General features: G+C 57.7%; 18 protein-coding genes. 12 read left to right on the top strand and 6 right to left on the bottom strand.

What is annotated here, in order from left to right; all coding sequences use genetic code 11:
* Positions 1 to 43 precede the first annotated feature (43 nt).
* The 3 genes from AC1DV9_RS14190 (at position 44) to AC1DV9_RS14180 (ending at position 5113) form a co-directional block, all read left to right on the top strand.
* Entirely contained in the window at positions 44 to 2869 is a 2826-nt protein-coding gene (locus tag AC1DV9_RS14190) for an ATP-binding protein (RefSeq protein ID WP_477948545.1), read from the top strand.
* A 91-nt stretch (positions 2870 to 2960) separates the two neighbouring features.
* Positions 2961 to 3872 (top strand): helix-turn-helix domain-containing protein, encoded by a 912-nt coding sequence (locus tag AC1DV9_RS14185; RefSeq protein ID WP_477948543.1) that lies wholly within the window; start codon positions 2961 to 2963, stop codon positions 3870 to 3872.
* A gap of 305 nt (positions 3873 to 4177) precedes the next feature.
* The gene (locus tag AC1DV9_RS14180) at positions 4178 to 5113 is read left to right on the top strand and encodes a helix-turn-helix domain-containing protein (protein WP_477944681.1); all 936 of its coding nucleotides are present in this window, start codon (positions 4178 to 4180) and stop codon (positions 5111 to 5113) included.
* 92 nt (positions 5114 to 5205) lie between these two features.
* Here AC1DV9_RS14180 and AC1DV9_RS14175 read toward each other — a convergent pair whose 3' ends face one another.
* The 4 genes from AC1DV9_RS14175 to AC1DV9_RS14160 form a co-directional block, all read right to left on the bottom strand.
* Entirely contained in the window at positions 5206 to 6153 is a 948-nt protein-coding gene (locus tag AC1DV9_RS14175; RefSeq protein WP_477944680.1) for an NADP-dependent oxidoreductase, read from the bottom strand.
* Positions 6154 to 6275: 122 nt separating this feature from the next.
* Positions 6276 to 7178, bottom strand: coding sequence for a LysR family transcriptional regulator (locus tag AC1DV9_RS14170; protein WP_477944679.1), 903 nt, complete (start codon positions 7176 to 7178; stop codon positions 6276 to 6278).
* A 125-nt stretch (positions 7179 to 7303) separates the two neighbouring features.
* Positions 7304 to 7714, bottom strand: a complete 411-nt coding sequence (locus tag AC1DV9_RS14165; RefSeq protein WP_018900510.1) for a hypothetical protein — start codon at positions 7712 to 7714, stop codon at positions 7304 to 7306.
* Between the two features lie 32 nt (positions 7715 to 7746).
* The gene (locus AC1DV9_RS14160) at positions 7747 to 8196 is read right to left on the bottom strand and encodes a carboxymuconolactone decarboxylase family protein (protein ID WP_477948541.1); all 450 of its coding nucleotides are present in this window, start codon (positions 8194 to 8196) and stop codon (positions 7747 to 7749) included.
* Positions 8197 to 8664: 468 nt separating this feature from the next.
* On the opposite strand from AC1DV9_RS14160, the gene AC1DV9_RS14155 reads away from it, so the two are divergent.
* A complete protein-coding gene (locus AC1DV9_RS14155; protein ID WP_477944675.1) occupies positions 8665 to 8796 on the top strand; it encodes a hypothetical protein in 132 nt (43 codons plus the stop codon).
* Positions 8797 to 8998: 202 nt separating this feature from the next.
* On the opposite strand, the gene AC1DV9_RS14150 is transcribed toward AC1DV9_RS14155, so the two are convergent.
* Entirely contained in the window at positions 8999 to 9463 is a 465-nt protein-coding gene (locus tag AC1DV9_RS14150) for an Rrf2 family transcriptional regulator (RefSeq protein WP_037111757.1), read from the bottom strand.
* 78 nt (positions 9464 to 9541) lie between these two features.
* Entirely contained in the window at positions 9542 to 10750 is a 1209-nt protein-coding gene (gene hmpA, locus AC1DV9_RS14145) for an NO-inducible flavohemoprotein (protein ID WP_477944674.1), read from the bottom strand.
* A 235-nt stretch (positions 10751 to 10985) separates the two neighbouring features.
* Between hmpA and AC1DV9_RS14140 the strand changes: the two genes are divergently transcribed.
* From AC1DV9_RS14140 to AC1DV9_RS14105, 8 genes are all read left to right on the top strand, one after another.
* Positions 10986 to 11246 (top strand): hexameric tyrosine-coordinated heme protein, encoded by a 261-nt coding sequence (locus AC1DV9_RS14140; protein ID WP_477944673.1) that lies wholly within the window; start codon positions 10986 to 10988, stop codon positions 11244 to 11246.
* Positions 11243 to 11665 (top strand): cupin domain-containing protein, encoded by a 423-nt coding sequence (locus tag AC1DV9_RS14135; RefSeq protein ID WP_477944672.1) that lies wholly within the window; start codon positions 11243 to 11245, stop codon positions 11663 to 11665. Before AC1DV9_RS14140 ends, AC1DV9_RS14135 begins: the two co-directional genes overlap by 4 nt.
* Before the next feature lie 231 nt (positions 11666 to 11896).
* Complete coding sequence (locus tag AC1DV9_RS14130) at positions 11897 to 12556, top strand: c-type cytochrome (RefSeq protein ID WP_477944690.1); 660 nt, start codon at positions 11897 to 11899, stop codon at positions 12554 to 12556.
* Positions 12553 to 13800: a c-type cytochrome gene (locus tag AC1DV9_RS14125; protein ID WP_477944671.1), complete on the top strand. Its 1248-nt coding sequence runs from the start codon at positions 12553 to 12555 to the stop codon at positions 13798 to 13800. The genes AC1DV9_RS14130 and AC1DV9_RS14125 overlap by 4 nt, the downstream gene beginning before the upstream one ends.
* A gap of 7 nt (positions 13801 to 13807) precedes the next feature.
* Positions 13808 to 13984 carry a hypothetical protein gene (locus AC1DV9_RS14120; protein WP_477944670.1) on the top strand — a complete coding sequence of 59 codons (177 nt, stop codon included), beginning with the start codon at positions 13808 to 13810 and terminating at the stop codon, positions 13982 to 13984.
* Positions 13981 to 14544: a cupredoxin domain-containing protein gene (locus tag AC1DV9_RS14115; RefSeq protein ID WP_477944669.1), complete on the top strand. Its 564-nt coding sequence runs from the start codon at positions 13981 to 13983 to the stop codon at positions 14542 to 14544. The genes AC1DV9_RS14120 and AC1DV9_RS14115 overlap by 4 nt, the downstream gene beginning before the upstream one ends.
* Complete coding sequence (locus AC1DV9_RS14110; RefSeq protein WP_477948539.1) at positions 14534 to 16159, top strand: b(o/a)3-type cytochrome-c oxidase subunit 1; 1626 nt, start codon at positions 14534 to 14536, stop codon at positions 16157 to 16159. The genes AC1DV9_RS14115 and AC1DV9_RS14110 overlap by 11 nt, the downstream gene beginning before the upstream one ends.
* Positions 16156 to 16956 (top strand): c-type cytochrome, encoded by an 801-nt coding sequence (locus AC1DV9_RS14105; protein WP_477944666.1) that lies wholly within the window; start codon positions 16156 to 16158, stop codon positions 16954 to 16956. The genes AC1DV9_RS14110 and AC1DV9_RS14105 overlap by 4 nt, the downstream gene beginning before the upstream one ends.
* The last annotated feature ends 1458 nt before the right edge of the window (positions 16957 to 18414 follow it).

Genomic DNA, 18414 nt, shown 5'->3' with positions numbered 1-18414 from the left:
GAAAATAGACAGTGCTATGCGGGAAGGCTTGCGGAATTCAGTATTGGCAAATCCGGCCGCTACCGAGCGGAAGCTTACCCGCGACATTGGCTTTGCCTTTGAGGAGCTGATCTACTATCCCGCGACGAGAACTCTCGTGTTGGGGTCAAGAGAACTCAAGTTGGGAAGCCGAGCCGGGGCGATCCTTCACGCTTTTCTTAGCAGGCCCGGTGAAATTCTGACCAACGCTGAATTGTTTGCGGCCGCTTGGCCATCGACGCACGTCGAGGAAGGTAACCTGCGGGTCACCATCAACGCCCTCCGCCGGGCACTCCAGGACGCTTCAGCAAATCTGAGGCTGATCGACAACGTTGTCGGTCAGGGGTATCGGTTCACCGCGAACGTCGAACGTCTGGATTCCTGGTCTGAGCTTGGGCCAAAGGCATCAAACGATGGAGCGCCGATCTCCTCCAGCCTGCCGCTGCCACTTTCCAGGATCGTAGGTCGAGCAGGCGATATCGGCGACATTTTAGGATTGCTGACCCGGCAGCGGCTAGTTTCAGTCGTCGGTCCGGGAGGAACGGGGAAGACCACAGTCGCACTCGCGGTGGCTCACCGCTTTCAAGAAGGCATAGACGCGCCCGCGTGCTTCGTCGATCTCGCGACCATTTCAGAAGCAGCCATGGTGCCGCATGTGGTCGCCGCGACCCTCAATGTATCCCTCGAATCCGATCGACCTATTGGCAGTCTGGTGGACTTCCTCTGTCGGAAAGACCTGCTGATAGTTCTGGATAACTGCGAACACGTCATTGCCACTGCAGCCGAGCTGGCGGAAGCGATCCTCGGTGGTGCACCCAACGTCAAGCTGCTTGCAACGTCGCACGAGCCGCTCTCGGCGCAGGGAGAATGGCTCTTTAAACTTCAGCCGCTTGGGTTCCCGAGCGATGTGGAAGAGCTGACAATGGAAACCGCGCTGGAATATCCCGCCATAGAGCTATTTGTTGAACGTGCCATGTCGTGCAATCAGAATTGGCTCATGGGAGAGCGGGATTTGCCCGCCATCGCCGAGATATGCAGACGGTTGGATGGCATCCCGCTTGCGATCGAAATCGCGGCAGCTCGTACCGAAACTCTCGGTGTCAGCGAACTCGCGGAACGTCTCGAGGACCGTCTGAAGGTTCTGGCTGTCGTCAGGCGGACATCGGTCCAGCGGCATCAGACGATCCGTAAAATGCTCGACTGGAGCTACGAGTTGCTGGCCGATGCCGAGCGCGTGCTTCTGCGGCGGTTGTCCATCTTCGCAGGGAGTTTTTCGCTAGAGGCCGCTGTAATGGTCGCGGGCGATGAATACCTCAATCCCTTTGCGGTACGGGAAGGCGTTGCCAGCCTGGTTCGAAAGTCGCTTTTGCATCCGTCAAGCAGGGCAGGGACGATCGCTTATCGTCTCTTGGAGAGCACAAGGCTCTACGCGCTGGAAAAGCTCGGCGAAGTGGATGAATCTTTACGAGTCAAGCGGCTTCATCTTGACTATGTGACAGATGTCCTTCGTCGCGCTGAGCACGAGTGGCAGAACACGCGCCGAGCTTCATGGCTCGAGGCGTACGAACCGATACTTGGCGATGCAAGACAGGCTCTTGCGTGGGCGTTTTCCGAGAACGGTGAAACGGCCCCCGGGGTGGTACTGTCGGCGCTTATGGTCCCGCTGGGCTTGCAGATGGGTTTGGTGGACGAATTTCGCACTCATGTAGAGCGGGCGATCCAGCACGCACGCGAGCTCGCGCCACCCGAGTTGCTTGCCGAAATGCGCCTTAACCTGGTTTATGGGATTCTAAACCAGAACCAGGTACGGCCCGTAAGCTTCAACGAGGCGGGTCTCGTCCGGGCTGCTCATCTCGCCAATAAGATAGGTGACGATCGATTCCGCATCGAACCTCATATGGTATCTGCCGCGTTCAACTTGGGTATGGGAAACTACGCAGTCGCTCTGGAGCACATAGAGCAGGCGATGGAGCTCGCGGAAAGGGTGGACGACGACATCGCCAAACTCGGTGTGAGGAGGGTGCTTGCACAGATTTCTCACTTCAGTGGACAGCATACCAGAGCTGCGGAACTCGCGAAGCTCGTCCTGCAGCATCCCGTAGTGAATATCCCGGTAGCTTACGGAAGCGTGCAGGTCGATAGGCGGGTCTCGATGAGGATTGTCCTGGCCCGCACCCTCTGGTTAGAGGGAAAGGGGGATCGTGCGCTGGCCGTGATCGACGACGCGATCGAGTTGTCGAAGGAGGATGGCCCTATGGCTCTGTGCCAGGTGCTCGCACTAGCGGCCTGTCCGATATTGCTGTGGCGGGGTGAAAACGAGCGCGCTCTTGAAAGGACGATGACGCTACTTGATGCGGCATCTCGTTACACGCTAGGCCACTGGCACTCCTGGGGGAAGATGTTCCATGCCATTATCCAAAACCGCACGACGGGCGACGCATCGTCAGTCGCCGGTCTTGTCGCTCCGCAGGGCAGTCTCCAACAGGAGACTATGGCCACGCTGCTCTGTCCTAATCAGCAGGCCGCGTACGGAGCCAGCGAGCGCATAATCGAGAGAAGTTGGTGCACACCGGAATTGCTCCGGGTCGACGCAGAGTTGCTTCTCGACAACAATCCCAATGACACTTTGGCCGCCGAAAAGCTTCTTCAGAAGTCGCTGGAAATTGCGCGACAGCAGCAGGCGGTCGCGTGGGAACTGCGCAGCGCGACCGTACTCGCACGCGTGTGGATGTCTGGCGGGCGCGACAACGAAGCCGAATCCTTGCTGAGCTCGGTTAGGGAACGCATAGCGGAGGGCCAGGGCACATCGGACGTGTCGGTTGCGGACAAGGTTCTCCAAACTCTCGCCTGAATGCTGATGGCCGATTTGTTATACTGATATCCGAAATCGACAATACAGAGCTGTCTCGCGGCCAATAACCCTTATCGAAAGGGAGAGCACTATGCGCGCATCTGATGTCGCCACTCAGCTCGGGGGGCGGTTCAAGCTCGACAAGGCACCCTCGGCGGTCTCGCATGCGGGACGTAGGAGGACGCTCAGCTTTGTCGAACTCAAGTCCGATCGGCATGTACCGTTCCAAACTGCGCCTCGGGTACATGAAGACGCTTACATAGTCGGCGTGATCATGCAGGATTTTCCGCAATACAAGTATTGGGAAGACGGACGGGCCGCACCGGTCCGCGATTTGAGCAAGGGACAGGTTACATTCAACGACATGCGTCTCGACGGGCGTGCGATCATGGACCGACCGTTTCATACGGTCTACTGCCACATTCCTCGCGCAGCGCTTGACGAGATATACGACGAACGAGCGACCGGATTGTCGAACCTTCGATATGAGCCGGGCATGGGGATGGCCGACGTCATCATCAGAAATCTGATCCTGTCCGCTCGTGGCGCGTTGGTCCAAGGGCAGGTCTGCAATCAACTTTACCTCGATCATGTCGGTCTGGCGCTCGTTAGCCATCTCGCCATGAACTACGCAGATCGCAGCGCCGTTGCCGTCACGAAAGGCGGTCTAGCCCCATGGCAGCAGCGGCGTGTTCTTGACATGATGGATGCTAGGCTTGCCAGTCCTCCAGGCTTGGCCGACCTCGCCGCGGAATGTGGGTTATCGGTAAGGCATTTCACGAGGGCATTCGTTTCGACTGTGGGCAGATCGCCTCATGAGTGGCTCCGCTATCGTCGAATTGAGGTGACGAAGATTATGCTTGTCGCACAGCCGGATTCCGGTCTCCCGGAGATCGCGCTTCGCGTCGGCTTTGCTGACCCTGGTCATTTTTCTCGGGTATTCACTACCATCGTTGGAACAACGCCGAGCGCATGGCGGCGTGAGATGGTGGGTCGCCGATGAGGTGCAACTGCCCCTCGTCGGATTCGAGGGGCAGTCTGCGGCACCATCGGGTGGGGGACACCGGGTGCGGCGGCTCTTGCCGCTGGGAAGCGGATGAGGGGAGACAGAGTATCCGCTTCAGTGGCCATCATAATTCGACGCCGCGGAGCGCGCTTGCACCAAGACGATATGCATGTTCGGTTTCGGACTCGATCACTCATCTTTAAGATCGACGGAACCGAGAATTATTGTCCGCTTCGTACAATGCAGGGATGTGTTCTTGCTGCATTGTTGCTGGTCAGAACTCCGGTCCCGAGGATTTGTTAATGTCGATCGAGATTATGCAGGCTGGCGGCCATAGTGCCTCTTACGTCCGCCAAATGGAGGACCGTTTTCTTCTGGCGTTTAATCCTCAGGTCATTACCCGTCGCGTGGATGCATCGATTTCCCTGGTGACAGGTAGACGAGACGGCAACGCGGTTTCGGCACCACTGCCATATGACGAGGCGTACGTGTTTGTCGTCAGACTTGAAGATTCCACGCCCTATCAGCTGTGGATCGACGGCAAGTTTCTCCTGAGCGGAGAACTGCGGCGCGGTTCCTGTTCTATTTTCGATCTGAGGACCCCAGCCTACGCGTCCGGAATTCGCCGATTCCAACACGTCCATTTCTACATGTCCAAGACCTTCCTCGACACAGTTGCAGCCGAACTGGGATATGCGTCGAGCGAGCTTGCCCTGCCTGACAGCTTCGCTTTCAGTGACCTCATCATGTTCCATCTGGCGAAAGGACTGGTTCCTATATTTCGTAACCGCCGTCACGCGAGCACCTTGTTTGTGGACCATATCGTCAATGCCGTCGCTAGCCACCTCCTAGCGACATACTCGCATAAACTGGACAGGGGAAAGCTGAACACACCAAGGATCAGCGGCAAACGATTGAGTGCCGCAATGGAAATGATGGACGCGAATTTGGACGGTGACATAGCCCTGGCGCAACTCGCTGCGGTCTGCGGACTTTCCGAGGGCGAATTTGTAATGCTTTTTCGTCAGCAAACGGGAACCAGTGCCCCGGAATGGCTGGCTCGGAGACGTACCGACAAAGCCATTTCGCTACTAAGGGAGAGTAACAAACCGATCGACGAGATCGCTCGCATGGCGGGGTACCCTGACGGTTCCCACATGACCGCCTCGTTCATGGCGGTCCTTGGTAACCCGCCGGAGTTCTTTCGCGCGAACAGAAACGAATTTCTCAGGCACTGACGGTTCGTATGCTTGATCGCTCGTGATGTCCGGCCGCTGAAAGAGATTATCGCTCCGGCTATCACCGGAGCGAGGATGCAGTCGCTGGTCAATCAGTCGACCTTGAGAACGATCTTCCCCTTGGCGTGCTCGCGCGTTCCCTCCAGCATTTCGTGAGCCCTTATTGCTTCGGTCAGGGGAAGGACGGTACCAACCTTTGTCTTGAGACTTCCATCGTCGACGGACTCGGCGATTTCGTTGAGTTCACGTGTATTGACCGCCACCAAAAAGAAACTCGCGCTCACGCCAAATGAAGCAGCTACCTCCTGATCGGGCTTGGAAACAGCGGAAACGAGTTTTCCGCCACGCTTCAAGACAGCAAAAGATTTGGTCTGGGTCTCTCCGCCGACGAGGTCGATGACTGCATCGACATTCTTGACCACATCCTCAAAGCGCTCTTTCTGATAGTCGATCACTTGATCGGCACCGAGGTTTCGGACTGTTTCGATGTCTCTTGCGTCAGCGGTGGCTACTACCCTGAGGCCGGCCTTGTGGGCGAATTGAACGGCGTATGCTCCGACGTTGCCCGCTGCGCCATGGATCAAAACAGCCTGTCCAGCTTTTAGGCCTGCATGATCGAATAGAGCCTGCCGGGCAGTGGAAGCGATCACAGGGATAGAGGCAGCCTCGACGTGGTCGACTTTCTTGGGTTTATGACCGATCATGGAAGCGAGAGCGATCGCGTATTCCGCATAGGAGCCGATGAAACGCGGGTTGGTTACTCCGTAAACTTCGTCGCCAGCCTCGAAACCGTTTACGTCCGGGCCGACCGTTTCGATAACGCCCGAGAGATCGGAACCCAGGGTAAGCGGCAGAGGCTGCGGCAGGGCGCTGTGGCCGCTCCGTATCCATCCGTCCCATGGGCCAACGCCCGCGGCATTTACTTTGATCAAGACCTCGCCCGGGCCGGGGACCGGTACTTCAAGCTGCTCTGACGTGATGACATAGGGCGCTCCGAATTCATGGACGCGGAAAGCCTGCATTGTTTTCTGAGTGGACATTTCAGTTCTCCTGAAGAAAGTGGCCATGTGGGCCGTCACAGACAGAAGATGCTTCATTCAAGGCCGAGCGATAATCCGGACAATTCGGGAAGGATATGCAAGCCACGCTGGACAATGACCGGCTAGGCCATCCACTTTCGATGCTCGGCAAACCGTTCCGCCAAGAGGTCAAGGAAAAGCCTCACCTTCGTTGGGAGATGGCTGCGGTTGGGATAGATCGCGTTGATTGTGAATTCGACCGGGCTGAACTTAGGCATGATCCGGACCATCCGCCCCTCTGCGATGTCCTCGAAGATGACAAAACTCGGTGCGAGAAAGATACCCTTACCGGCTTCCGTCAAATACCGGAGCGTCTCCGCGCTGTTCGAGATCACGTTGCCCGCGATCTTGACGCTTTGCTCGGAGCCTGCCGCATCTTCAAACCGCCACTCGTCACCGAAGGGGTAATAGGCGTATCGAAGGCAATTGTGCACGGCGAGGTCTTCAGGCTCCGCGGGCATCGGATGGTTTTCAAGGTATCCGGGAGAGCAGCACAGAACGTGACGCCAAGGCGTCAGCTTTCTAACGACCAAACTTGAATCCGGGGGAGGGGTTGTCCGAATGGCGAGGTCGTACCCGTCCTCGATCATGTCGACCATCCGTTCGCCGATGTTGATATCAAGCGAAATCGTTGGGTAACTCTCGAGAAACTCCGTCACGATGGGATTGAGAAACCTGACGATTGCGCTGCTGGTGTAAACCCTCAGCGTACCTCTGGGCGTGGTATTAAGCGCGCCGGCAGTCCGGTCGGCTTCTTCGAGATCGCCGAGTATCTGGACGGAGCGCTCGTAATAGTACTTGCCCGTCTCGGTTAGACTGACCTTCCGGGTCGTCCTGTTCAGAAGACGCACTCCCAACCTGTCTTCCAGCGACTGGACGTGGTTGCCTACCATGGTCACCGACATGTTCAGCCTTCGGGCGGCTGCAGAAAATCCTCCGCTTTCCACGACACGACCAAACACGAGAAGACTTGTAAGACGATCCATATGTCCACCGATTGCGGGCTGAAAGTTGGCGGTGCTTCCGCCTGGCTAGCAGATTTCACACCCTCACCCTGGCATGCCACCTCTCAACTCGTGTTTCAATACGTCTCGATGTTGCCGGGAGAAGTTCACGCTTCTTTCGACTTTCTTAGGGTGTCGGCTCTCGAGTCACCGTCGAGGTACTGAATGTAGGTGATACGCCCGTGGGAGACTTTGATCCAAAGCGAGAAGGGAGTTGCGACATCTTCGCCCGAACACATAACCTCGGTAACGGTGCCAAAAGCAGCAACATTAGCCCCCGCTCCGAAAATAGAGCTGACGGTTACGCGCCGAGTTGTGGAGCAGTGGAGTAGTGCTACTGCGGCATCCAGAACGTCTGTTTTACAGTCGTCCAGTCCGGGGAGCCGAGACACTTGACTAGGTAACACTCCGTCAGGGGCGATCAGGGTGACGTCTCCGGCAACGATGTTCGAAAGTGTTTTCTTGCATGCGGGGAGCTGTAAAAAGCGTCGTACGATTTCAACCGGTTGGGTCTTCATGTCTTGCTCCTATCCGGGCTGTCTCCAGGGTGTCAGTGTCCGATGCTCGGAGGGACGCGGAAGCTTATGGCCATACGATCGAGCACATTCATAAGACCGATCGCGATGGTTAGGTCGGCGACTTCCTTCTCGTCGAAGAGGCCGCGGATTTTAGCGAAAGCGTCGTCTGGGACATGCGAGACGCTGATCAGGGTGACGGTTGCGACCCATTGAAGGGCGGCGCGTTCCCGCGCGTCGAACAAATCCCCGGCCTCGCGCCAAGTCGACGTTAAGAGTATCTTCGAAATCGGGACATTGTTTTCCATCAGACCGCGGCTGTGCATTTCCATGCAGTAAGCGCATCCGTTGATCTGCGAAACTCGGAGGTAGACAAGGTCGATGGGTTCAGTGGGGAGACCGCATTGGCTGATGTAACGGTATGCAGCGCCGAATGCTTGCATCCCTTCGGAAGCGAGCGACTGGTAGTCGAGCCTTCGTGCCATCTGGAGTCCCCTGTTTCTGGGCGCATTCGCTGCAACGAGGGACTTTAGGGGAGCTGGTGGCCAGCTATAGAACGAGTTGGTCGCCGGTTTTAAAAACCGGACGAAACTGAACCGGTGCGTCTAAAGCGGAAAACATGTCGCCCGCCGACCTGATCAGAGCGATTGGCTGCCCCTCTCGCGTTCAGCTTAGGCTAGAAGCGCCCTGATCTCCGAACTTAAAGCCTCGAAACTATCGTTTGTTTCATCGTCGCCGTTGGGCAGACCCGGGCGATCCTTATCGTCCATAACGCTAAGGTAAGCGCCGTTGACTTGCGCGATCTTCCCAGCGTCAGCTGCCTCGGGATTTGTCAGGACTGCGGTATCGACAGGCTGAGAGGTCGCAACCGGCGGCACCTGGACGTCCCCGGTTAGGGGGGCCGAGTGATCCGCGGCAGACGCCGCGTATTCGCCCATCGCTGAGGAGATCTTGTGAAGCAACTCCTGGGCAAGTCTTGCGACGACATCCGGAGGGAAACCGGAGCGCTGGAGAAACTCCAGTTCCTCTTTGGCGTCGGCGATCTTCTGGGCTGCTCGGACCTCGGCATCGCCATCGTCGGCTAGCTGACGCCAATGATCCGCGCTCCATAGCTGATCGCTGGACAGCGTAGTGGCATCTTTTTGCGTCGACCCCGTTGACCATCGTGCGGGTCACCAAATCGAAGATGTTGGCGGATGTTATTTGCATGGGTCTCGAGCCTGATCGTTGTCGAAACCAATGCGCTTCCGGTCTTGCGCAGGCCTTTCGCTCAGGAGTTGTCGGCGCTCAATGGGCAGCCAAGCCGCTCGTCGAACTGTCCAAACCTAGCAAGGATCGAAGAGGAACGGTCGGCCTCACGAGGTCGGCGAGTGTGTAACCGTCGAGTGTCTCGAGGAATGCGGCCGTTGCTGCCGCGAGCGCTCGTTTCAATACGCAGGCCGGCTGGATGACACACACGACGGCACCCTTGGCTTCAAAGCAGGGAACGATGGCGAAATCTGGCTCGCAGGCGCGTACGATTTCCCCGACGCTGATCGCGGACGCGGATTTGCCGAGGCGCATTCCTCCCTGCCGCCCGCGCACCGTTTCGACAAGGCCCTTTTGCCCGAGTTCGTTGGTGATCTTCATCAGGTGTGCCTTCGAGATGTCGTACGCTTCCGCAACCTCGGATATCGTGGAGAGCCTGTCGTGGTTCAGGCAAAGGTACATCATCAGCCGCAGGGCAAAGTCGGAATATACCGTCAGACGCATGCTTGGCTCCGTCATAAACATCTATAGGCGATGTAGCATAGCGACGGGGCAGCGGCCAAGCCGCCCCGTCGATGGTACCTACTCTTGCAGGCCGTCCGCCGGGCCGAAGAACTCGTAATGAATTCTGTTCTGGTCCACACCCGCCCGTGCCAAACCGTTAACGAACGCGGCAAGGAAGGGTTTGGGACCGCAAAGGTAGAAGTCGGCCTCTTCAATCGGCGTATTGTCTGAGAGCCAATCCACTGTGATGTAGCCTTTGTGATCGTAGTGTTCGCCTTGCCGATCGTGCTCGTGGGGATCGCCGTAAAAGAATGCTGTATTGGCATTCTGCTTCTTCTCTCGAAGCGTACGCACGTGCTTGCCCATGGCGTGAACGCGCCCGTTCTGCGCCGCATGAACGTAATGAACGTCAACGGCTTTATCGGACGAGACGAGTGCTTCGAACATGCTGACCATCGGGGTAAGGCCGACGCCGCCACTCAGGAGGACGACTGGCCGCTCCGACTCCTCGCGAAGGAAGAAGTCTCCGGTCGGCGGGGCCACCTGTAATATCGAACCCTCGTGAACGTTGTCGTGCAGATGGTTCGAGATCAGCCCGTTCGGCTCTCTCTTCACTGAGATGCGGTACGTGTGGCCGTTTGGCGCTGACGAAATGCTGTAATTGCGTTTCTGTGGGCCAAGGCCGTTGATTGGGATGCGGAAGGTTAGGTATTGCCCCGGCTTGTGGAGCAATACCGGACCGCCGTCCACCGGCTCGAGGACAAACGAGGTGATGATTTCGCTTTCGTCGACCTTACGAGCAACCCTGAATTCCCGCCAGCCGATCCAGCCGCCGTCGGCCGCCTCAAGCTCATCGTAGACCGCCTTTTCCCTCCCGATCAGGATATTGGCGAGAAACCAGAAAGCTTCTCCCCATGCATCGAGGACAGGCTGAGTAGCCTTGTCGCCAAGAACGTCACCGATCGCACCGAGAAGTGCCGTTGCGACATAGGGGTAATGTTCCGGCTTGATGCTCAAGCCCACGTGCTTCTGCGAGATACGCTCCACCGCAGAGGCGAGAACACCGAGATTGTCGATATTTTGAGCGTAAGCCAGGATCGCTTGGGCGAGCGCTTTCGTCTGTCGTCCACCTTCGCCCTGGTTTGAATGATTGAACAGTTCGCGCACCTCTTCGTCTTTAAAGAGGCGCTCATACATTGCGGCCGTGATGGCGGTTCCATGGGCCTGCAGGGCGGGAACGGTGGCCCTGACCACCGCCTTGGTTTCTTCGCTCAGAAGCTTTGACATCGGTCATCTCCTTTTTGTGTTTTGACTGATGGCGGGATGATTAGGCCTTTAAACATCTATCATCAATAGATGTTTATCGCTTGCGATGATCTGTCACATCTTCTTGCGTATGCCGTATTGTCTACAGACGTGGTCGCGAAGATCACGTCCGTTTTGTGCTAGTCCCGCCCTGTTCGTGACAGATATCCGCGATCGCGGCCGCTAGGAGTCGGAGTCCTAACCACGGAGAGGATCGATGGCTGAGCCTTGGCTGACTTCATTAATCACTACCACCCCGCAGGCGGGTTGGGAGCTGGCGATAAAGCTGTCCCGCATGGGGGTTAAGGTGACCCAACCGTCCGACGAGGTCCGCTCCAGGCTAAGGGAGGTCTATGAGCAGGACGCCGACAGTCTGATCCTCGTGTCCCAGGTTATCGCGATCAATTTCCAGACAGTGGCCGCTGCCAATAACCACTGGAACAAGCAGCCTGTGCCCGCCCACGAAGGAACCGTATGATGAACAAGCTCCGTATCGCGACATGTTTGGTAGCCGCGACCTGTCTCCAATTTTCGGCGTTGGTCGCGCGCGCGCACGATGTCGGCGAGCATGTGCAACCCGTTTTCCAGCATGAACTTCCTAATGTCCCGGGTAAGAGCATGATCGCCGCGGTTGTCACTTACGAACCGGGTGGAAAGTCCCCGGCGCATCACCACGCCAAGTCGGCATTCATCTTCGCTCACGTCTTGTCCGGATCGATCCGGAGCAAAGTGAACGATGGAGAGACCAAGGTCTATAAAACTGGCGAAAGCTTCTACGAAGAGCCAGGTTCAAGTCACTCGATTAGTGAGAATGCCAGTGAGACGGAATCCGCGAGCCTCTTGGCGGTTTTCGTCGTGGATTCTGACGACAAGAACCTGACCGTGCCGGACAAATAGCAAGGCGCGTTGACTGGGGGCAGTTCTGTTCGCAGCGGTGGCCGTCAGCCGCGGCCGTGCCGCGACGATTCTGCGCAGATAAGGCCACGGATGTCCGAATTGTCCAATTCGCGCGTAGGCGATGACCGTAGAACCTCGGGGAGGTCGCGTCTTAGATAGATGGGGTGGCGAGTGAAAACCGGAAAGACCATCTATTTGGCGTTCTGTTTGTCGCTGTTGGCGACCGGACAAATGTTCGGGCAGACCATATCAGCGCCCGACACGATGGAAGCTCGCGTTCAGCCATGCACCCCGTGCCACGGTGCCGCTGGTAAAGGCACCAACGATCCGTACTTTCCGCGCTTGGCGGGAAAGCCGTCGGGATATCTCTACAATCAGTTGCTCGCCTTCCGTAGCGGCCGCCGCAAATACCCCCCGATGAACTACCTCCTGCAATTCATGCCGGACGACTATCTCAAGAAAATCTCAGATTATTTTGCTGATCAACGGCCACCTCTGCCAGTCGCTACTGCCAACGAAGTGAGCGAAACCGTCCTCGCGCATGGCGAGGCGATAGCCAAGCAGGGAGACATCGAGAGGGGCCTTCCGGCGTGCGTTAGCTGTCACGGTGCCAAATTGACAGGACAGGAGCCCGCCATACCGGGCTTGCTGGGGTTGCGCGCGACATATCTGAGCGCGCAGCTGGGAGCTTGGCGATACGGCACCAGAACTGCGATAGCGCCGGACTGCATGCAGATCGTGGCGGGACATCTCACGGAAGACGACGTTCGCGCGGTCGCTGCTTGGCTAGCTTCTGTGACAGCGCCTGCAGATGCATCGCCGGCTCCCGCGAACAGCTACGCTTTGCCTTTCGCATGCGGAAGTCAGCCAAGCGAGGACGAACACAAATGAAGAAGCTTCCGATCTCCATTGTGCTCGTCCTGCTCGCCTCGGTTTCCTACTCGCAGGAAACTAAGCCCAAGGCCACCGTCGATCCCTCTGTCATTGCGAAGGGCGAGTATTTGGCGAGGGCGGGTGACTGTATCGCCTGCCACACCGCACCCGAGGGCCGTGTTTTCGCAGGCGGGCGTGCCATGCCGACACCATTCGGCACGCTCTATACATCGAACATCACTCCCGATGCGCAAACCGGGATCGGTAAGTGGAGCGCAGACGACTTCTATAAGACCATGCACGATGGCCGCTTTCCGGACGGGGGATTGCTCTACCCTGCAATGCCTTTCGCGTCCTATACGAAGGTGACCCGCGCCGACAGCGACGCCATCTATGCCTACCTTCAGACGATTGAACCCGTCTCGCAAAAGGACCGTGAGCACGAGCTGAGCTTTCCATACAACAACAGGTCACTCGTACTCGGTTGGCGAACGCTGTTCTTTCGCGAGGGCGAATTCCGTCCTAACGAGGACAAGTCCGAGGAGTGGAACAGGGGTGCCTACCTTGTAGAGGGCCTCGGACACTGCGGAATGTGCCACACCCCTATCAACGCCCTCGGCGGAAGCTCCGACTCCGAAGCTTTCAAAGGCGGCCTGATACCGATGCAAAACTGGTACGCTCCGTCGCTGACCTCCAACAAGGAAGCTGGCCTCGGTGACTGGAGCATCAAGGACATCACCGATCTGCTTCAGAAGGGCGTCTCGGCGCGCGGTGCGGTCTACGGTCCGATGGCCGACGTTGTCTACAATAGTCTTCAGTACTTGAGCGACGAAGACACCAAGGCGATGGCGGTCTACCTCAAGAGCATCGCCCAGGATTCGCCCGAGCCGCCCAGCTCGCGACTGCCCCGCTCGGAAAGCAGTTTGCTGATCAGCCTCGGGAAGACGGTGTACGACGGCCAATGCGCCAGCTGTCACGGTTCTAAAGGCGAGGGAAGACCGCCTCACTATCCTCCACTTGCGGCAAATCAATCCATCCAGATGGAGTCAGCCGTCAACGCCATCCGAATGGTTTTGAACGGTGGTTACGCACCCGGCACCAAAGGTAATCCAATGCCGCATGGAATGCCGCCGTTCGCTGTCACCCTATCCGACAATGAGGTCGCGGCCGTCGTCAGCTACATCAGGACATCATGGGGCAACCGCGGGACGACCGTCAGTGCCGACGAGGCTAACGAATTGCGCAAAGCGCCCCTTCAGTGAGGTCTCGATGATCGATTCCGGTGAGATTGATGTTTCGGAAGCAAGGGACGACGAGATCGAACAGATCGTGAGCTCGGGTCCGATTGGTGCGTTGACCGTCGCCGGGATAGCGACCGCATTGGTCGTGTTGATGTGGGTGCTCTTTTACGCACTCGTCTTCGTTCCCCGGGGAGGGGTAATATGAGCGATGTCCACGAGGGTTCGCATAGCGCAGGCGTCGCCGCCAGGATAGAGAAGCGATGGGCGGCAATCTCGATCGTCATCATAGCTTTTCTGACCGGGATGGCAGCCTACGCGGGCGTGCATCAAGCAACGATGCCTCAGGCCCAGGTCGAGTCGATCGACCCGACAACCCTTCACCTTGGGGGTGAGTTCTCCGAAGGCAATTTGGGCAGCGCGATCGAGCCTGATGGCTCGGTGACCGTACGCGCGATCGGACAACAGTATTCGTTCGTCCCGCAGTGCATTCTTGTCCCGGCGCGCACCCCCATTACGTTGCGAGCCACCAGTGCCGATGTGGTGCACGGCCTGTTGGTGCAGGGCACCAACGTGAACACGATGCTGGTTCCCGGTTACGTTTCCGTCCAGCATGCCAGCTTTTCCGAACCCGGGGAGCACCTAATGCCATGCCAGGAATTCTGTTCGGTCGGACATGAGGGGATGTGGGGCCGCGTGAAGGTCGTGACGAAGGAGGAGTTCCTGGCTCTCTCCGAGACGCAGAGGAGGCTGAGCTGTGCTAAGTAGCAAACGCCTGATACTGGCCCATTTCTGGTTGGCCTTCGGCCTTTTCGGTCTGGCGCTTCTGCTCGGTGCCTGGCAGATGTTCATTCGCAGTCCGATGGCTGCGTGGATCGGAAATCCGGAATGGTACTACAGGTCGCTGACGGCCCACGGGACAGTCATGGCCTATGTCTTTCCCACGCTTGTCGCCATGGGCTTCGGATACGCCATCAGTGAGACCTCCCTGAACCAGAAACTGGTGGGCAGACGGTGGGCATGGGCAGGCTTTTGGCTTGTTGTGATCGGCAGCGTAACGGCAATGGTGCCGGTCTCGCTCGGTTGGGCCTCCGTCTTGTACACCTTCTATCCGCCCCTAATCGGTAACCCCGGCTACTATATCGGCGTCGTGCTTGTCGTCTTGGGGTCTTGGATTTGGGTCGCGTTGATGGCGATCAATCTCGCGGTCTGGAAGAGGGCCAACCCGGGAGCCGCAGTCCCCTTGCCGATGTACGCCAACGTGGCAAGCTCATGGCTGTGGGGTTGGACGGCCGTCGGGGCAGCGGCGGAGCTAATTTTCCAGATTCTACCGGTCGCGCTTGGCTTCAAGTCCACGATCGACGCAGGCCTCGCCCGCGTGTTCTTCTCCTGGACCCTCCATGCGATCGTCTATTTCTGGCTCATGCCGACCTACATCGCCTACTACACGATCGTCCCCAGGGCGATCGGAGGAAAGCTCTACAGCGACGCCATGGCCCGCATCTCCTTTGTCTTGTTTCTCGTTGTGGCAATGCCCATCGGTATACACCACACATTCGCCGATCCGCAGGTCGGAGCAGGGTTCAAGTTCATCCATTCTGCCTTTACGGCGATTGTGGCCCTCCCGACGTTGCTGACGGTTTTCACCATTTGCGCATCGGTCGAAATCGCTGGTCGCCTGCGAGGCGGCCGCGGTCCGTTTGGTTGGTTGCTGGCTTTGCCCTGGCGCAACCCGGTCATGCTGGCGGTGGCGTTCTCGTTCATCATGCTCGGCTTCGGAGGCGCGGGCGGCCTGATCAACATGAGCTATCAGCTCGACGCCTCGATCCACAACACCCAGTGGATCACGGGACATTTCCATCTGATATTCGGCGGTGCGATCGTGATCATGTACTTCGTCATCGCCTACGATCTTTGGCCCCATCTTACCGGGCGCGAGATCATGTCGGTCGGTCTGATGCGGCTTCAGCTGTGGCTCTGGTTCATAGGAATGATTGTGACGACATTCCCCTGGCACTACGTGGGCATATTGGGCATGCCGCGTCGCATGGCGTTTTTCGACTACATGGACCCGCTGATTGCGCCCGAGGCTATCCCTGTGGTGATGTCGGCGTTTGGTGGATTTGTGCTGGTCGCGTCGGCAATCGTGTTCTTTGTGATCTTGTTCCGCAGTCAGTCTGCTCGTCCCGCTGAAGCAGGACCCTACCGTTTCGCTGTCGCTGTCCACCCACCAACCCGGGTGCCTGCAGCTTTGAATGGACATGCTTTGTGGATTGTCTTGATGGTTGGGCTGACGATCAGCAACTACGGTTTTCCGATCGCGCAGCTTGCATGGCGGTCGGATACCAATGTTCCCGCGTTTTACGTAGGGACACAAAAATGAACGACGACCGGCTCTTTAATCTCAAGAACAAATGGTTTCGTGTCAGTGTCGGTTTGGCCGCGGCTGTATTTGTCGCGTCCGCGGCTTATGGATTTGTCGTTTCGCCCTCTCTGGACGGCACCGCCATCGGAGGCATCTGGGATACCATTTGCAGCGCCGCCGGTGTTCCAAGCAAACGATCGGCGGACCAGGGTGAGGTCGCGCCGTATCAGACATCCGCCGTGGTCCTTCGAGCATCGGAATTCAGAAATCCGCCGGCGGATTCTGTAGGAAGAGGAGCGACCTTGGCGCAGCAATGCGCTATTTGCCACGGCCCCACAGGGATCAGCAGGGCGGACTCGCCCAACCTGGCAGGGCAGTACGCGAGCGTCATCTACAAACAGCTGCAGGACTTCAAAACTGGAGCCCGTGTGAATGCCGTGATGAGCCCCTTCTTGAAATCCATGACCGAGCAGGACATGCGCGACCTAGCGGCGTATTACGCGTTCCTACCGCGTCTTCCGGGATTTCATCCGTCGGACGCCGACGCCGCGCCTTTGATCGTTCAGAGCGGTTCCCCGATGCGCGGTATCGCCCCGTGCGGGTCATGTCATGGAACCATCGAAAACAAACCTGGAAGTCCTTGGCTCGAAGGGCAGTCCGCCACCTATATCAAAGCCCAGCTTCACTCATTTGCCGCGGGCAACCGGACAAATGATGTCAGTCAGCAGATGCGGACAATCGCGCGGCATATGACCGAAGCGGAAATCTCGGCGGCCGCGGAGTATTATGCTTCACGATCGCTTGTCTCGAACTGAGAGGTTTGGGATGGAAAAAAGGCCGCCCTCCAGCTCGACGCATCGCCAGAGGACGGCCATTCCCGGCGGGAGGGGAGCAGCCGGGTGCGGCGGGAACGGTGCCGCTGAAGGACGGGGGAGGACCGCTCCTTCGACTGCTAATTTAGCCGTCACGAAAGTCTCCATCTTGCACGTTTAGTACCTCGATATAACCGGATGGACACGTTCGATGCAGGCACAAGCGCGTTAGGACACTGAGCACGTATCGTTGCAACAGTTGGCAGAAGTTGATGGTCGGGAAGAGCGATGATTAATACCATGCGGACTCCATCCACTGAAGCGTGAGTGACGAACCTCTTGACGACAATCGACAAGATTGACGCCGCGCGCCGCCAGTTGTTGGCTGCAATCCACCTACATTGGGACATGATCGAGTCGCAGTTTTGATTACTCCATCGCTGCAAGAAGGAGCCCAGCGGCTTTTCGGGACATTTATCGCGTGGTTTGCGGCAACCAATCCCGATAAGACTGGCTCGTTTTTCTCGTTAGCCGCCCAAGAAATGGTTCCTTGCCTGTCGGCCATGGGGCGCTCGGATCAGATAGCTGCGGCACGCCGATATCTGTTGGCACCGCTTCCTAGCGATGCGTTGAACGACGCCCGGAACGAACTGTCGGACGACTGGAGTTGGCATGGGCTACGCCGGCAGGGTCAGAACTTGCGAACAGACTGAAAACTGCAAGTCGCCGCGCAGCGCCTCATGGTGCAATTTAAGATTAACCGCTGTACGCCCTCCTGCGATTAAGCTTGCCCTGACCTTCCGCTCATCACCCTCCCACTGTCCTTGGCGACGTTCCTACTGAAACTGCATTGCGAAGACGACGTCGACAATTTGAACCCGAAGCCCACGATCGCAGAGCAGTGGGAGGGTGCAAGACTTCGCTTTGAGCCATTTTCCCGGATCGTGGGCGGTAAAGGAGAGGCGGTGTCCGACGGCGATACTCTGATCGTTTGGACGCACGAAGACCCGTCTTTTGGCGGGGGCTTTGGACTGACTGCCAGGGCATCGCTCGTAATGTAAGGCACGAGGTAGATAACGTGTTCAGCGCCGTCATTCGTGTTCACGAAGTTAAACGCTAGAGGGAGACGAGTGGATGGGCTATCCCGGACGGATTCCGCATATGAAATGCGCTTTCCGTCATCTCCGTGCTTGGGTAGAGGCTGCCCTTCGAGCGGACGCGTTGTCGAAGGGCAGCCAGATGCCCGGCGAGAGGGGGCCGGGGAGCGGCGGGGACGTGCCGCTTGAAGGAGGAGACTGGGAGAAGTGCCTCACTTCCACATCAGATTACATAACGCGTCGCGTGTGATCTTGAACGTTTTAACCGGCAGTTTTACGCAGCGGACATCTTCCACCCCATGCGTTTTGTCTGAGATGCGGCAGCGGTCCTACTATGGCCGAACGCTTCCAAGAGCTGCCGTTC

Source organism: Rhizobium sp. 01L410 (assembly GCF_056400165.1).
The sequence above is the reverse complement of the archived record's forward strand: the minus strand, read 5'-3'. Positions and strand labels throughout refer to the sequence as shown.

What these genes read in the sequence shown, in the direction of transcription:
- AC1DV9_RS14185 (WP_477948543.1), top strand. Translation starts at nt 2,961, where the DNA reads ATGCGCGCATCTGATGTCGCCACTCAGCTCGGGGGGCGGTTCAAGCTC.
- AC1DV9_RS14180 (WP_477944681.1), top strand. Translation starts at nt 4,178, where the DNA reads ATGTCGATCGAGATTATGCAGGCTGGCGGCCATAGTGCCTCTTACGTC.
- AC1DV9_RS14175 (WP_477944680.1), bottom strand. Translation starts at nt 6,153, where the DNA reads ATGTCCACTCAGAAAACAATGCAGGCTTTCCGCGTCCATGAATTCGGA.
- AC1DV9_RS14170 (WP_477944679.1), bottom strand. Translation starts at nt 7,178, where the DNA reads ATGGATCGTCTTACAAGTCTTCTCGTGTTTGGTCGTGTCGTGGAAAGC.
- AC1DV9_RS14165 (WP_018900510.1), bottom strand. Translation starts at nt 7,714, where the DNA reads ATGAAGACCCAACCGGTTGAAATCGTACGACGCTTTTTACAGCTCCCC.
- AC1DV9_RS14160 (WP_477948541.1), bottom strand. Translation starts at nt 8,196, where the DNA reads ATGGCACGAAGGCTCGACTACCAGTCGCTCGCTTCCGAAGGGATGCAA.
- AC1DV9_RS14150 (WP_037111757.1), bottom strand. Translation starts at nt 9,463, where the DNA reads ATGCGTCTGACGGTATATTCCGACTTTGCCCTGCGGCTGATGATGTAC.
- hmpA (WP_477944674.1), bottom strand. Translation starts at nt 10,750, where the DNA reads ATGTCAAAGCTTCTGAGCGAAGAAACCAAGGCGGTGGTCAGGGCCACC.
- AC1DV9_RS14140 (WP_477944673.1), top strand. Translation starts at nt 10,986, where the DNA reads ATGGCTGAGCCTTGGCTGACTTCATTAATCACTACCACCCCGCAGGCG.
- AC1DV9_RS14135 (WP_477944672.1), top strand. Translation starts at nt 11,243, where the DNA reads ATGATGAACAAGCTCCGTATCGCGACATGTTTGGTAGCCGCGACCTGT.
- AC1DV9_RS14130 (WP_477944690.1), top strand. Translation starts at nt 11,897, where the DNA reads ATGTTCGGGCAGACCATATCAGCGCCCGACACGATGGAAGCTCGCGTT.
- AC1DV9_RS14125 (WP_477944671.1), top strand. Translation starts at nt 12,553, where the DNA reads ATGAAGAAGCTTCCGATCTCCATTGTGCTCGTCCTGCTCGCCTCGGTT.
- AC1DV9_RS14120 (WP_477944670.1), top strand. Translation starts at nt 13,808, where the DNA reads ATGATCGATTCCGGTGAGATTGATGTTTCGGAAGCAAGGGACGACGAG.
- AC1DV9_RS14115 (WP_477944669.1), top strand. Translation starts at nt 13,981, where the DNA reads ATGAGCGATGTCCACGAGGGTTCGCATAGCGCAGGCGTCGCCGCCAGG.
- AC1DV9_RS14105 (WP_477944666.1), top strand. Translation starts at nt 16,156, where the DNA reads ATGAACGACGACCGGCTCTTTAATCTCAAGAACAAATGGTTTCGTGTC.